13 protein-coding genes are annotated in these 12,757 nt (G+C 58.2%); 3 read left to right on the top strand and 10 right to left on the bottom strand.

What is annotated here, in order from left to right:
- Window positions 1-235 precede the first annotated feature (235 nt).
- The gene (zntB, locus tag FS690_RS03040; protein WP_039384477.1) at window positions 236-1,219 is read right to left on the bottom strand and encodes a zinc transporter ZntB; all 984 of its coding nucleotides are present in this window, start codon (window positions 1,217-1,219) and stop codon (window positions 236-238) included.
- Between the two features lie 95 nt (window positions 1,220-1,314).
- Window positions 1,315-2,934: an ABC transporter substrate-binding protein gene (locus tag FS690_RS03035; protein WP_145339327.1), complete on the bottom strand. Its 1,620-nt coding sequence runs from the start codon at window positions 2,932-2,934 to the stop codon at window positions 1,315-1,317.
- Between the two features lie 183 nt (window positions 2,935-3,117).
- On the opposite strand from FS690_RS03035, the gene mpaA reads away from it, so the two are divergent.
- Window positions 3,118-3,831 (top strand): murein tripeptide amidase MpaA, encoded by a 714-nt coding sequence (gene mpaA, locus FS690_RS03030; RefSeq protein ID WP_145339052.1) that lies wholly within the window; start codon window positions 3,118-3,120, stop codon window positions 3,829-3,831.
- Here the strand turns inward: mpaA and ycjG are convergent.
- Window positions 3,800-4,786 carry an L-Ala-D/L-Glu epimerase gene (ycjG, locus tag FS690_RS03025; protein WP_039384480.1) on the bottom strand — a complete coding sequence of 329 codons (987 nt, stop codon included), beginning with the start codon at window positions 4,784-4,786 and terminating at the stop codon, window positions 3,800-3,802. The two genes, mpaA and ycjG, sit on opposite strands and share 32 nt — an antisense overlap.
- A gap of 149 nt (window positions 4,787-4,935) precedes the next feature.
- On the opposite strand from ycjG, the gene tpx reads away from it, so the two are divergent.
- Window positions 4,936-5,439, top strand: coding sequence for a thiol peroxidase (gene tpx / locus FS690_RS03020; RefSeq protein WP_039384481.1), 504 nt, complete (start codon window positions 4,936-4,938; stop codon window positions 5,437-5,439).
- Window positions 5,440-5,501: 62 nt separating this feature from the next.
- Here tpx and tyrR read toward each other — a convergent pair whose 3' ends face one another.
- From tyrR to pspA, 7 genes are all read right to left on the bottom strand, one after another.
- Window positions 5,502-7,067 carry a transcriptional regulator TyrR gene (gene tyrR / locus FS690_RS03015; protein WP_104085005.1) on the bottom strand — a complete coding sequence of 522 codons (1,566 nt, stop codon included), beginning with the start codon at window positions 7,065-7,067 and terminating at the stop codon, window positions 5,502-5,504.
- Window positions 7,068-7,278: 211 nt separating this feature from the next.
- Complete coding sequence (locus FS690_RS03010) at window positions 7,279-8,349, bottom strand: YcjF family protein (protein ID WP_145339051.1); 1,071 nt, start codon at window positions 8,347-8,349, stop codon at window positions 7,279-7,281.
- Complete coding sequence (locus tag FS690_RS03005) at window positions 8,346-9,743, bottom strand: YcjX family protein (RefSeq protein ID WP_039384484.1); 1,398 nt, start codon at window positions 9,741-9,743, stop codon at window positions 8,346-8,348. The genes FS690_RS03010 and FS690_RS03005 overlap by 4 nt, the downstream gene beginning before the upstream one ends.
- Complete coding sequence (gene pspD, locus FS690_RS03000) at window positions 9,724-9,972, bottom strand: phage shock protein PspD (protein WP_039384485.1); 249 nt, start codon at window positions 9,970-9,972, stop codon at window positions 9,724-9,726. Before pspD ends, FS690_RS03005 begins: the two co-directional genes overlap by 20 nt.
- Window positions 9,973-10,017: 45 nt before the next feature.
- Window positions 10,018-10,365 (bottom strand): envelope stress response membrane protein PspC, encoded by a 348-nt coding sequence (gene pspC / locus FS690_RS02995; protein WP_039384486.1) that lies wholly within the window; start codon window positions 10,363-10,365, stop codon window positions 10,018-10,020.
- Complete coding sequence (pspB, locus tag FS690_RS02990; protein WP_039384488.1) at window positions 10,362-10,586, bottom strand: envelope stress response membrane protein PspB; 225 nt, start codon at window positions 10,584-10,586, stop codon at window positions 10,362-10,364. The genes pspC and pspB overlap by 4 nt, the downstream gene beginning before the upstream one ends.
- Window positions 10,587-10,645: 59 nt before the next feature.
- Entirely contained in the window at window positions 10,646-11,311 is a 666-nt protein-coding gene (pspA, locus tag FS690_RS02985) for a phage shock protein PspA (RefSeq protein ID WP_071668851.1), read from the bottom strand.
- Window positions 11,312-11,475: 164 nt separating this feature from the next.
- Between pspA and pspF the strand changes: the two genes are divergently transcribed.
- Window positions 11,476-12,483: a phage shock protein operon transcriptional activator gene (gene pspF, locus FS690_RS02980; protein ID WP_145339050.1), complete on the top strand. Its 1,008-nt coding sequence runs from the start codon at window positions 11,476-11,478 to the stop codon at window positions 12,481-12,483.
- Window positions 12,484-12,757: the final 274 nt, after the last annotated feature.

The following is a 12,757-nucleotide window of genomic DNA, read 5'->3' as shown; positions in this document are numbered from 1 at the left end:
GTTGCGGAACGTACTTTAAGCGTAGGAAAGCTTTGCTGAACAAGCCAGCATAAAAAAAACCGGCCCTGGGGCCGGTGTCAGAGGAATTAACTGTGCTATGCAGTAATTCGCAAACAGGAAGTAAGACAATATGGAGTACAACGCCCATCGCCTGACGTTGCATTCACCTGCGAAAGAGAGTGTGCCGCGATTTTCCGCAGGGTGAGTTGATATCGATCAGCTTTTCCCGCTTTTGCTACAGCCATTTGCGTTTTTTCAGCCATACCGCCACGCCCCCGACCATCAGCAGCAGGATCAGACAAAACAGCAGAAAACCGTGCTGCCAGTTACCGCCCGGAATGCCACCGAGGTTGACGCCAAACAGTCCGGTAAGAAAGGTCGCAGGCAGAAAAATCATCGCCATCAGTGACATGGTATACGTCCGGCGGTTCATCGACTCCGCCAGCAGCGAGGCGACCTCGTCAGCGAGGATGCCGGTGCGCGCCACGCCGGCGTTGAGATCGTCCAGGCCGCGGCCCAGACGGTCCGCCACGTCCTGCATGCGTCGCCGGTCGTCGTCACTCATCCACGGGAGTTTCTCGCTGGCCAGTCGCGCATAGACATCACGCTGCGGTGCCATATAGCGGCGCATGACGATCAGCTGCTTGCGCAGCAGCGCCAGCTCGCCTCTGGCCGGCACCTGCTGATCCATCAGCGCATCTTCCAGCTCAATAATCTTGTCATGCATATCTTCAATGAATTCGCTGGCGTGATCGGTCAGCGCGTCGCAGACATCCACCAGCCAGCTGCCGCCGTCTGCCGGGCCATTACCATGCTGCAGCTCATTGAGCACTTCATCTATCGCGTTGACTTTGCGGCGGCGCGTAGAGACGATCAGTTTGTCATTGATGAATACGCGCATCGCCACCAGCTGATCGGGACGCGAGTCGGCGTTGTGGTTCACGCTGCGCAGCACAATCATAAAGCCGTCGCCAAGCCGCGTGACGCGCGGCCGCATACTGTCGCCTGCCAGCGCATCGCGCACGGCATCGGGGATCAGCGGCGTATTCTGCAGCCACTCCGCGCTCTGGCGCTGCGCGTAATTCAGATGCAGCCAGCAGTGGCGCTCGCAGTGGATGATATCGTCATCTTTAATCGCGATAACGCCACCTTTGCCATCAAACTGACAGGCAATAATGGCATCTGATACCTGTAATGCTTTCCCTTCAATAACGTTCACGTCCCCACTCCACGCTCTCAATCAACAGGCTACAGTCTAGCGCCGCGCCTTTCAGTTGCAATCGCGCCGGTGTATGCAAACGTGACGCAAGGTACTCAGTGCTTTTCAATCCACAACTCGCGGCTGTAAGCCACATCTTCCGGGTTGGTGATGGGATAGCCTTTTACCCACGGTTTTATCAGGCGGCCGTTTGTATATTGATATAGCGGTGCGATGGGTGCCTGGTCGGCAATGATCTGCTCCGCTTTGTTGTAATCTGCATTGCGCGCCTGCACGCTGGTTTCGGTACTCGCTTTCGCCAGTAGCGCGTCATACTCCGCGCTGTTGAAACGCGCAATATTCCCGCTGTGGCTGGCCGTCAGCAGACTGAGAAAGGTAGAGGGTTCGTTATAATCACCGACCCACGAGGCGCGGATCACATCAAAATTCCCGCTGTTGCGGCTGTCGATATAGGTTTTCCACTCCTGGTTTTGCAGCGTAACCTCTGCGCCCAGAGTCTTTTTCCACATTGAGGCGACGGCGATAGCAATTTTCTGATGGCTTTCTGAGGTGTTATAGAGCAGCGTCAGATGCAGCGGCTTAGCTGGACCGTAGCCCGCTGCCGCGAGCAGCGCTTTCGCCTGCGCATTCAGCTCCTGCTGGCTATGCTGCTGCAGATAGCTCTGCTGTGACGTAAAACCGGCCGTCACATCGGGAGTGAAATGCCACGCCGGCTTCTCGCCGGTCCCCAGCACCTTCTCCGCAATAATGCGGCGATCGATACTCCACGAAAGCGCTTTACGCACGCGCACATCAGCCGTCGGTCCTTTCTGCGTATTAAAGGCGTAGTAGTAGGTCCCGAGCTGGTCAGGGGTATAGACCTCACCCGGCAGACTCTTTTTCAATAGCGCAAACATATTTTTCGGGAATGATTCGGTGATATCGATATCCCCGGCGCGATAGCGCTTGGTGGCGCTGGACTCCTCATTGATGGGCAGAAAGGTCACCTGCGTCAGCACTGAATGCTTGTCGTCCCAGTAATGTTTATTGCGCACCAGAACAATCTTTTCGTTTACGACCCGCGTTTGTAACTGATAGGCGCCATTTCCCACCAGCTTGCCCGGTGCGGTCCACGCGTCACCTTCAGCCTGGATAACTTTTTGCGGCACGGGAAACAGCGCGGCGTTGGCCATCATGGCTGGCAGCCACGGCACCGGTCGTGACAGCGTCACTTTCAGATGGGTGGCATCGGTGGCCGTTACGCCCAGTTTCTCCGGACTCATGCTGCCTTTGGTAATCGCTTCCGCATTTTCAATACCGCTCAGCGCCGCAAACCAGGCAAAAGGCGAACTGTTTTTCGGATCGACCAGACGCTGCCAGCTGTAGACAAAATCCTGCGCAGTGACCGGGCTGCCATCTGACCAGCGCGCATCTTTGCGCAGCGTAAACAGCCAGATTTTATTGTCATTACTGCTCCAGCTCTCAGCGACGCCGGGCACAATCTGGCCTTTTGCATCCTGACTGGTGAGGCCTTCAAACAGGTCGCGCATGACCTGAATTTCCGGCAATCCCACGGCTTTCATGGGATCAAGCGAGGCGGGTTCATCTTTGATGTGGCGAACAATTGTCTGCTGGCTGGCGAGCTGCGCGCCCGCCGGTATCTCAGCAGCAGTAGCCGGAAAAAACGTGCTGCTGACGATCAGCGCCAGCGCCGTGGGGAAAAACAGAGGCTTCATCATCACTCCTTAACAGAAAAAAGGGCGACCTGAAGTGCGTAATGTCGCCAGCAACTCCGGCAACTGTAACGCAAATTGCTGATTGGTATGTAGCTATTTCCCGTTTTGCTGTTTACCGTTAATGTAGTGCCGGACAGGCGCGCGCCCCGCTCGTTTGCAGAGCCGCTCACAGGAGAGCCTGATATGTCATTTCATCACCCGCGACCGCAGCGCGGTCAGCTTGATGCGGTCTGGCAGCAATATGGTCGCTCGGCGCTCGGCGCCCCACTGCTCTGGTTTCCGGCGCAGTCAGCTGATGAAGATAGCGGACTGATCATCGCCGGCACTCACGGCGATGAGAACGCCGCAATCGCCACGCTTTCCGCCGCGCTGCGGACGCTGCCAGCCTCCCTGCGCCGCCATCATGTCATTCTGGCCGTGAATCCGGACGGCTGTCAGCTCGGGCTGCGCGCCAACGCGCGCGGCGTCGATCTCAACCGTAACTTTCCCGCCGCTAACTGGCAGCGGGGCGATACGCACTACCGCTGGAACAGCGCCGCTGACGCACGCGATGTGGTGCTCTCTACTGGTGAGAAGCCCGCCTCCGAACCCGAAACCAGCGCGCTGTGCCAGCTGATCCATCAGCTGCAGCCGCGCTGGGTGGTCTCATGGCATGAACCGCTGGCCTGTATCGACGATCCCCATCACAGCGCGCTGGCGCGCTGGCTGGGTGAGCAGACCGCATTGCCGGTGGTAAGCAGCGTGGGATACGCCACGCCGGGTTCTTTTGGCAGCTGGTGCGCCGATCTGGGGCTACTCTGCATTACGGCGGAAATGCCGCCGATTTCCGTTGATGAGGCGACCGAACGCTATCTTGAGGCGATGATTAATCTGCTGCGCTGGCAGGCGCCGCATTAAGTGTGCCATAGCTGAATGAGAGCGCGGGATCGACATCTGCTGCCAGCCAGGTCGGGCCATCCAGATCGGTGAAGGCGGCCTGTGAAACCAGCGGCAGCGCGGCCCGGATAGCGCGCGAGGTACAGAGCATACAGCCCAGCATCAGCGTAAATCCCTGCTCACGCGCGGTAGCGGCCAGCGCCAGCGCCTCTGTCAGGCCGCCGGTTTTATCCAGCTTGATATTGATCATCTCGTAGCGCCCCGCCAGTTCCGCCAGGCTGTCGCGCGTATGGCAACTCTCATCTGCGCAGATCGGCAGCGGATGGACAAAATTTGCCAGCGCAGCATCCTGCCCGGCGGGCAGCGGCTGCTCCAGCATCGCAATATTGAGATCCGCCAGCAGCTGACAGCGTGCCGCCAGCCCTTCCGCTTCCCAGGATTCATTTGCGTCGATAATCAGGGTCGCTTCCGGCACCGCGCTGCGGATCGCTACCAGCCGCTCACTGATCAGATGATTATCCATTTTCACTTTGAGCAGCTTTGCACCATGCTGCCACAGCGCCAGCGCGCTGCTGGCCATCGCTTCCGGCGTATCGATACTGATGGTGCGCGCCGTGGCTACCTGCCCGGCCAGAGGGCGATCGCACAGCGCGGCCAACGTCTGCCCATGCTGCTGGCGTTCCAGATCCCAGAGCGCACAATCAATGGCATTGCGCGCCGCACCCGCCGGCATCGCCTGCTGCAGCGCGCTTCGGGTTAAGCCCTGCTGCAGCGCGGGCAGCTGAGCGGCAATCTGCGCCAGCACTGAGGCCTCGCTCTCACCATAACGGGCATACGGGGTCGCTTCTCCGGTGCCTTTAATACCATTCTCTTCAATTTCCACCACCACAACCTGCGCTTCCGTCCGGCTGCCGCGCGAGATAACGAACGGCGAATGCAGTGGCCAGGCTTCAGGATAACTCTTCACTGTTCTCATTTTTACACCTTAAAATTGTGCGCCTGATGTGAAGCTGAGCGATTATTGTAAGAAAGGTAATCGTAAACCCCTAAAAATTATGGCATAAACTTTAACGGTTTTCGTAAAGTCGCGCGCTGCGCTGACTTTTCATTTAAAAAGGAGATTGTATGTCACAGAACGTTCACTTTCAGGGTAATCCTGTTCCGGTTGCCGGCCACTTCCCGCAGGCAGGCGAGCAGGCGCAGCCTTTTACGCTGGTCACTAAAGATCTGGCTGATGTTTCGCTGGCAGACTATGCCGGAAAGCGCAAAGTGCTGAACATCTTCCCGAGTATCGATACCGGCGTCTGCGCCGCCTCGGTTCGCAAGTTTAACGAGCGCTCCGGTGATACCAGCAACACCGTAGTGCTCTGCATTTCAGCTGACCTGCCGTTTGCCCAGTCACGCTTCTGCGGCGCGGAGAACGTCGCCAATGTGGTCACGCTTTCCGCTATGCGCGGCTCTGAGTTCAAAGAGAATTATGGCGTCGCTATCTCTGACGGCCCGCTAAAAGGCCTGACCGCCCGTGCGGTAGTGGTGCTTGATGAGAATGACAAGGTGCTTTACAGCCAGCTGGTCAATGAGATCACCGAAGAGCCCGATTACGATGCAGCGCTGGCCGCGCTGAAGTAAGTTGCTCATAAAAAAACCGTCCTTACGGGACGGTTTTTACTGTTCAGAACAGGCCAGCGCAGCTACTCGCTCTCTCCGCGCTTCTGCCCTAATCCATATTCACGCAGTTTATTGGCAATCGCCGTGTGCGATACGCCCAGACGTTTGGCCAGCTTACGCGTGCTGGGATAGGAGAGATAGAGCCGGGTCAGTACCGAACGCTCAAAGCGGCCGGTGATCTCATCCAGCGATCCCTCCAGCGCCTCTTCACCCAGCGACACATCCAGCGCCTGCTCCGGCAGCACGATATCCTGCGGACGCAGCTCATAACCTTCCAGCTGCGTCATGGCCCGATAGAGCGTGTTTTTCAGCTGCCGGACATTGCCCGGCCAGCTGTAGCGCGTCAGGAACGGCAGCAGCTGCGGTGACAGGCGCGGGCGCGGCAGCCCCTGCTCATCGGCAAAACGCGCCACAAACATCTCTGTCAGCGGCAGAATATCAAGCGGACGCTCGCGCAGCGGCGGCAGATTCAGCGTCAGCACGTTGAGCCGGTAAAAGAGATCCTCGCGGAACTCCCCACGCTGTACCATCTCAATCAGGTTCTTTTGCGTGGCGCAGATCACCCGGACATCAACATGCACTTCATGATCTTCGCCTACGCGGCGAAAGGTCCCGTCGTTGAGAAAACGCAGCAGCTTGGTCTGCATACGCGGCGACATCTCACCGATTTCGTCCAGCAGCACCGAGCCGCCGCTGGCCTGCTCAAAAAAGCCCTTTTTCCCCTCCAGCGCGTTGGGATAGGCGCCGGCCGCGTGGCCAAACAGCTCGCTCTCCGCCACGTCGTCCGGAATCGAACCGCAGTTGAGCGCGAGAAACGGTTTTTTACCGCGTGCGCTGCGCAGGTGGCAGGCGCGCGCCAGCATATCTTTGCCGGTGCCGGTATCGCCCACAATCAGCAGCGGCGCATCGTGCATCGCCAGTTTACGCGCCTGCTCAATGACCTGACGCATTTTAGGCGTCACCGCCACGATATGGTCAAACTCGGACTCATCCGTGACGCTGAGATTCTGCAGCTGACGTCCCATACGCGCCGTGGACTTCAGCGTGATCATTGCGCCCACCGGGTTATCGCCCTGCTCATCGCTGTCTGCAAGGTAGATGGGTCGCGCTTCCAGCAGAAAGTCACGCCCCTGAATCACCACATGCTGGGTCTGCGCCTCTACCCGTTCGCTCTCCAGCCAGCGCTGAAAATTAACGCCGCCAATCAGTGACGCCACGCTGTGATTGCGGATTTTCTGCTCATCCAGCGCAAACAGATGCTGCGCCGCCGGATTGGCCAGCTCAATTTTGCCTTTAAGATCGATAGAGAAGACCGGCTCCGGCATCGCCACCAGCAGCGCGCTGAGCGCGCGATGTTCGCGCTCAGAGGGCAGATATGCCACGGTACGCACGTCGGTGACGCCGGGCGTGCGCCGGATCTCTGCCATCAAATTGCTGAAAGCGTCAAACTCCAGCGCAGAAAAGCTGAGATAGATGCGGCCCTGCGGGGCAATTTCGATGCCGCGTAAATCGATATTGCGGGCGACCAGCAGGTCGAGCAGTTCACGCGCCAGACCGATTCGGTCATGACAAAAAACTTCCAAACGCATGGCAGTAAGCCTTAGTCAGGTTTTGATTTCAGAGATAATACGCTAACTTGCAGCACCCCAGAAGGGCTGTGTCATGAAAAGTTGACAGTGCAGCACAGATTCCCCTTTTCGCCGGGTCAGACAGAGCTGCTTATGCCGGGAAGAAACGAAAAAGGCAACGTTTACGTTGCCTTTTAGCATGGTAGCAGAATGAAAGTGACAGGAACGTTGATTATTTAGCACTCTGCTCTGAGGCGGAGCTGCCTTTTGCCAGCGAGGTTTTAAGCTGACTCACCAGGTCGCGGCGGAAGTCGCCAAGGCGGGGTTTATCCTCTTCCAGCCACGGCAGCGGACGGCACAGCTCCATCGCTTTTATGCCCAGCCGCGCGGTCAGCAACCCGGCACCGATACCCTGTGCGGCACGGGCTGAAAGACGCGCCGCGATATCCTGCGACATCCAGTCCATCCCCACTTCGCGCACCAGTTCGGACGCGCCGGCAAAGGCCATATTGAGCAGCACCAGACGAAACAGACGGATACGGCTGAAATAACCCAGTTCGATGCCGTAAATCGCGGCGATACGATTCACCAGCCGCAGATTACGCCAGGCGATAAACGCCATATCCACCAGCGCCAGCGGGCTGACGGCAATCATCAGGGTCGATTCCGCGGCGTGGCGGCTGATTTCACTGCGCGCCTGGCGATCGAGTACCGGCTGCACCAGCTGTGCGTAGAGCGTGACAATCTCGCGATCGTTATGCGTCTCATGCAGCGCGGCATACCAGCGCTGCAGCGCCGGATGCGCCTGATCGAGCCGCGCCTGCTGCGCGAGATTTTCACAAAAGGCGCGTGCTTTGCCGATGCCGTGACTCTGCAGCAGGTCACGCGCCACATCGCGCGATTCTGCGCGCTGGCGCAGCCGCCACAGACGCCGCCACTCCGCAATCAGTGCGCCGGCGCCAGCCAGCACAATCAGCCCGCCTGCCGCCCCGCTGCCCAGGGCAAACCAGTCGCGCGCCTGCCACGCATCGTGCATAAACTGTACGCCCTGAGCCAGCACGCTCACGGTGAACACCGCCACGCCCGCAGCGGCTATTTTACGCCACAGGCTGCGTTTAGGTCGCAGCGCCGCCTCCACCATCTTTTCACCGGCGCCTTCAGGCAGCCGATCTGCCCCGGTCGCTGCGACAAAATCGGCGGTTTTTACGTCAAAAGTCTGCGCAGCACGCAGCGGTGGCTGCGCATCGCTGCTGAGCGGACGGGCAAAATCGATTCGCGCTTTTAACGGCGTCTCATCACTCATCGCAATTTATCTCCCAGTAAAAATTCCAGCGCGGCATCCATGCGGATATGCGGCAGAGGCCGATCTATATCCAGCGATTGCGGCCGGAATTGCTCAAACTGAAACCCCTGCTGCTGCCAGAAGCTGTTCCCCGGCAAACGGGGCGGCACCTCACCCGGATAAACGGTGAGCGGCTCACCATCTGTCAGCCGCTCACCGCGCAGTGCCGGCAGCTTTTCGCCCCGGTGATCCACCAGGCCGCTTTCGGTAGCCTGTATAGCGGCCAGTCCGAGGCAATCCATGCTGATACCTTCAAATGCGGCGTTCTGCCAGGCATCCTGTACCAGCTGCTGCAGCAGCGACACCATATTGGCGTGCTGATCGGCGGTGATGTGATCGGCTTTCGTCGCGGCAAACAGCAGCTTGTCTATCACCGGGGAGAAGAGGCGCCGGAACAGGGTCCGCTGACCGTAATGAAAACTCTGCATGAGCTGAGTCAGCGCCAGACGCATATCATTAAACGCCTGCGGCCCGCTGTTCAGCGGCTGCAGACAGTCCACCAGCACAATTTGCCGGTCAAAACGCAGAAAATAATTTTTATAGAAGCCTTTCACCACGTGCGAACAGTAGTAGTTATACCGCTGCTGCAGTACGGCAAAATTACTGCCGGCCGGCGCCTGTGCCAGTTTGCTCACAGCCTGCTCATCCGCATCGGGCCACGGGAAAAACTGCAGCGCCGGTGCGCCCGCCATCTCGCCCGGCAGTACAAAGCGGCCCGGCTGAATAAAGTGCAGCCCCTGGCTTTTGCAGTGGTGCAGATAATCTGTCCAGGCGGCGGCAATCTCTGCCAGCTGGTTTTCATTAGCGGGTGCCAGCGGATCGAGGTTATGGCAGAGCTCACGCCAGCGGGCTGACCATTTCTCTCTGTCGCCCTGCAGCAGCCCACGCATCTGCCGCGACCAGCTGACATAATCCTGCGCCAGCATGGGCAGATCGAGCAGCCATTCACCGGGATAGTCAACGATCTCAAGATAGAGCGTGGCGGTATCTTTGAAGTGACGCAGCAGTGAGTTATCAGGCCGGTAGCGCAGCGCGAGGCACATTTCGCTGACGCCGCGCGTTGGGGTGGGCCATGCGGGTGGCGCGCCGTAGAGCTGAGCCAGCCCTTCATCATAGGTAAAGCGCGGCGTACCGAGCTCGCGCTGCGGCACGCGCTTGACGCCAAGTAAACGCTCTTCGCGTACCACTGAAAACAGCGGCAGGCGCGCGCCGTGATGGACGTTCAGCAGCTGATTGACCAGCGAGGTAATAAACGCGGTCTTGCCGCTGCGGCTCAGTCCGGTGACCGCCAGGCGCAGATGACGATCCACGCCGCGGTTCATCAACGCGACAAGTTCATTTTGCAGTTTTTTCATCGTTCTCCCTGATGAATCGCGCTGACAGACGGCGAAACGCCCTGCTCAGCAGCGGTTCCAGGGCGGCCGCCAGCAACAGGCGCAGCGGACGGCGCGCCACCGATTTAACAGCCCAGCCGGCGAGCCCGCCGGGACCATATGTTACCGCACTGATAATGATGAATTTTCCGGCCGACTTCAACGCAGGCGTTGCGCGACGGCGCAGAGCAGTCATTCGCTGAGTGTGCATAAAGCCCCTTATGTGTTGAGATGCGGACCCGCGAGGGTCCGGGGATCAGAGCTGACGAAAACGGCTGCGCACGCTGAAGGTTTCAGAGGTCACGTAACGCTCTACATCGCGAACGCTGCGCTCATCCTGGCTCAGGGTCAGCGCCAGCTCATCCAGCAGTTCACGGGCCGTTGGCTGCTTCTGATCCGGCAGCGTGGCCGGTTTCTCATCCAGCACATAGCCGAGAATAAAATAGGCGGTCACGGTGATCATAAACAGGCCAAAGAACAGTGACAGCACGACGATGACGCGCAGCAGACGCACCGGTATGTCGAGATATTCCGCTACGCCGGCACACACGCCGCGTACTTTGCCCTGCTGCGGAATGCGCCAGAGTTTGCGATCGCCTGTCATGGCTGCCTCCAGTTTGGATGCTCCGCATCAAGAATCGCTTCCAGCGCCTGAACGCGTTCGCGCATACGTTGCGCCTCCTGCGTCAGCTGCTGCAGCCGCTGCATATCATTATTCGACAGTTCACCTGCGCTGCGCCGGTTGCTGTAATGCAGCCATAACCAGATGGGTGCGACAAACAGCACAAAAATCGTCAGGGGTATGGCAAGAAAAAGTGCGCTCATTGACTCTCCTTAATCATCTACACCGTTTCAGCCGGACCCGAAAACGGGCCCGGACGCAATCACTCACCGCGGTTCATTCTGGCTTTCAATGCGGCAAGCTGCTGGCTGATTTCATCATCAGCTTTCAGCTCAGCAAACTGCTGATCCAGCGTTTTTGATTTACCAAAGCGCTGGCTTTCCGCTTCAGCTTCCATATGGTCGATACGACGTTCAAAGGACTCAAAGCGCGCCATCGCATCATCAATTTTGCCGCTGTCGAGCTGACGACGAACATCGCGTGATGAGGAAGCCGCCTGATGGCGCAGCGTCAGCGCCTGCTGGCGGGCGCGGGTTTCGCCGAGCTTGTTTTCCAGCTCGCCGATCTCGCCTTTCATTCGCTCCAGCGTCTCATCCACCTGCGTTGATTCCTGCTGCAGCAGGCTAATCAGATCGGTGAGTTTCTGTTTTTCAATCAGCGCAGAGCGTGCCAGATCCTCTTTCTCTTTGCTGATAGCCAGCTCCGCTTTTTCCTGCCACTCCGACTGCTGGACCTCAGCCTGTTCAATACGGCGCAGCAGCTGCTTTTTCTCAGCCAGCGCGCGCGCTGAAGTTGAACGTACCTCAACCAGCGTGTCTTCCATTTCCTGAATCATCAGGCGTACCAGTTTCTGCGGATCTTCTGCGCGCTCAAGCAGCGAGTTAATGTTAGCGTTTACGATGTCAGCGAAACGAGAAAAAATACCCATAATGATGTTCCTCAATATTGTCATGTATATGGTCGGGACGCCTGTAGTGCTTACAAGATGCGTGCCAACTTTTAAGTAACTGATTTTATTGAGTGCGCTGGGTTTACATTCCTGCTGCGAAAGGCCAGGATGAGTAAATTACACAACTGTTGGTGAAATTCATCATGGCTAATGGCAACGATAACCTGCTGGGCGAGTCGAATAATTTTCTTGAGATGCTGGAGCAGGTGTCTCAGCTGGCACCGCTGGAAAAACCGGTGCTGGTCATTGGTGAGCGCGGCACCGGTAAAGAGCTGATCGCCAGCCGGCTGCATTATCTGTCTGAACGCTGGCAGGGCCCTTTTATCTCGCTTAACTGTGCAGCGCTTAATGAGAGCCTGCTCGACTCGGAACTCTTCGGGCATGAGGCGGGCGCTTTTACCGGCGCGCAGAAGCGTCATCTTGGCCGCTTTGAGCGCGCCGACGGCGGCACGCTGTTTCTTGATGAGCTGGCGACCGCACCAATGCTGGTTCAGGAGAAGCTACTGCGCGTAATCGAATATGGCCAGCTGGAGCGCGTTGGCGGTAATCACGCGCTGCAGGTTAATGTACGCCTGGTCTGCGCCACCAATGAAGATCTGCCTGCGCTCGCTGCTGCCGGAAAATTCCGGGCGGACCTGCTGGATCGTCTCGCCTTTGATGTGGTGCAGCTGCCGCCGCTGCGCCAGCGACGCAGCGATATTCTGCTTATGGCGGAGCATTTTGCTATTCAGATGTGTCGCGAGCTGCGTCTGCCGCTGTTTCCCGGCTTCAGCGAACGTGCGCAGCGGGAGCTGCTGGCTTACCACTGGCCCGGCAACGTGCGCGAACTGAAGAATGTCGTGGAGCGTTCCGTGTATCGTCACCGCAGCACCGAAGAGCCGCTGGACACGATCATCATCAATCCGTTTGCTTCACGTGCCACAGATTCAGCAGAGCCGCAGCGCCCTGCCGAATCTGCAGCCCTGCCCGCGCTGCCGCTCGATTTGCGCCAGTGGCAGTATCAGCAGGAGCGCGCGCTGCTGGAAGTGAGCCTGCAACAGGCAAAGTTTAACCAGCGGCGCGCGGCCGGGCTGCTGGGTGTGACCTATCATCAGCTGCGGGCAATGATGAAAAAGCATGATATTCAGGTACGGGATGAGAGTGAGCAGTAAGGTGGCAGCAAGGCGGCAAGTGAAGCAGGGACCGGGAGCATACATCAGTATGTGACCGGTTCTGCTGAACGCGGCCAGTGCAGCTGCCGCAGACCAGACAGCCTTTTTTCAAACTGACTGGTGTGGCAGCAAGGCGGCAAGTGAAGCAGAGACCGGGAGCATACATCAGTATGTGACCGGTTCTGCTGAACGCAGCCAACACAGCTGCCGCGCCAGTCAGGAAGAAAAAAAGCCCGCACAGGGCGGGCAACATAATACTGGAAGCAATGTGAGC

The sequence above is a fragment of the Pantoea sp. PSNIH1 genome (assembly GCF_007680655.1).
Lineage (GTDB): Bacteria > Pseudomonadota > Gammaproteobacteria > Enterobacterales > Enterobacteriaceae > Pantoea > Pantoea eucrina.
The sequence above is the reverse complement of the archived record's forward strand: the minus strand, read 5'-3'. Positions and strand labels throughout refer to the sequence as shown.

Excerpts from the sequence above, each read along its gene's own strand:
- pspA (WP_071668851.1), bottom strand. The coding sequence starts at position 11,311 with ATGGGTATTTTTTCTCGTTTCGCTGACATCGTAAACGCTAACATTAAC.
- pspB (WP_039384488.1), bottom strand. The coding sequence starts at position 10,586 with ATGAGCGCACTTTTTCTTGCCATACCCCTGACGATTTTTGTGCTGTTT.
- pspF (WP_145339050.1), top strand. The coding sequence starts at position 11,476 with ATGGCTAATGGCAACGATAACCTGCTGGGCGAGTCGAATAATTTTCTT.
- ycjG (WP_039384480.1), bottom strand. The coding sequence starts at position 4,786 with ATGAGAACAGTGAAGAGTTATCCTGAAGCCTGGCCACTGCATTCGCCG.
- FS690_RS03010 (WP_145339051.1), bottom strand. The coding sequence starts at position 8,349 with ATGAGTGATGAGACGCCGTTAAAAGCGCGAATCGATTTTGCCCGTCCG.
- mpaA (WP_145339052.1), top strand. The coding sequence starts at position 3,118 with ATGTCATTTCATCACCCGCGACCGCAGCGCGGTCAGCTTGATGCGGTC.
- pspD (WP_039384485.1), bottom strand. The coding sequence starts at position 9,972 with ATGCACACTCAGCGAATGACTGCTCTGCGCCGTCGCGCAACGCCTGCG.
- FS690_RS03035 (WP_145339327.1), bottom strand. The coding sequence starts at position 2,934 with ATGAAGCCTCTGTTTTTCCCCACGGCGCTGGCGCTGATCGTCAGCAGC.
- FS690_RS03005 (WP_039384484.1), bottom strand. The coding sequence starts at position 9,743 with ATGAAAAAACTGCAAAATGAACTTGTCGCGTTGATGAACCGCGGCGTG.
- pspC (WP_039384486.1), bottom strand. The coding sequence starts at position 10,365 with ATGACAGGCGATCGCAAACTCTGGCGCATTCCGCAGCAGGGCAAAGTA.
- tyrR (WP_104085005.1), bottom strand. The coding sequence starts at position 7,067 with ATGCGTTTGGAAGTTTTTTGTCATGACCGAATCGGTCTGGCGCGTGAA.
- tpx (WP_039384481.1), top strand. The coding sequence starts at position 4,936 with ATGTCACAGAACGTTCACTTTCAGGGTAATCCTGTTCCGGTTGCCGGC.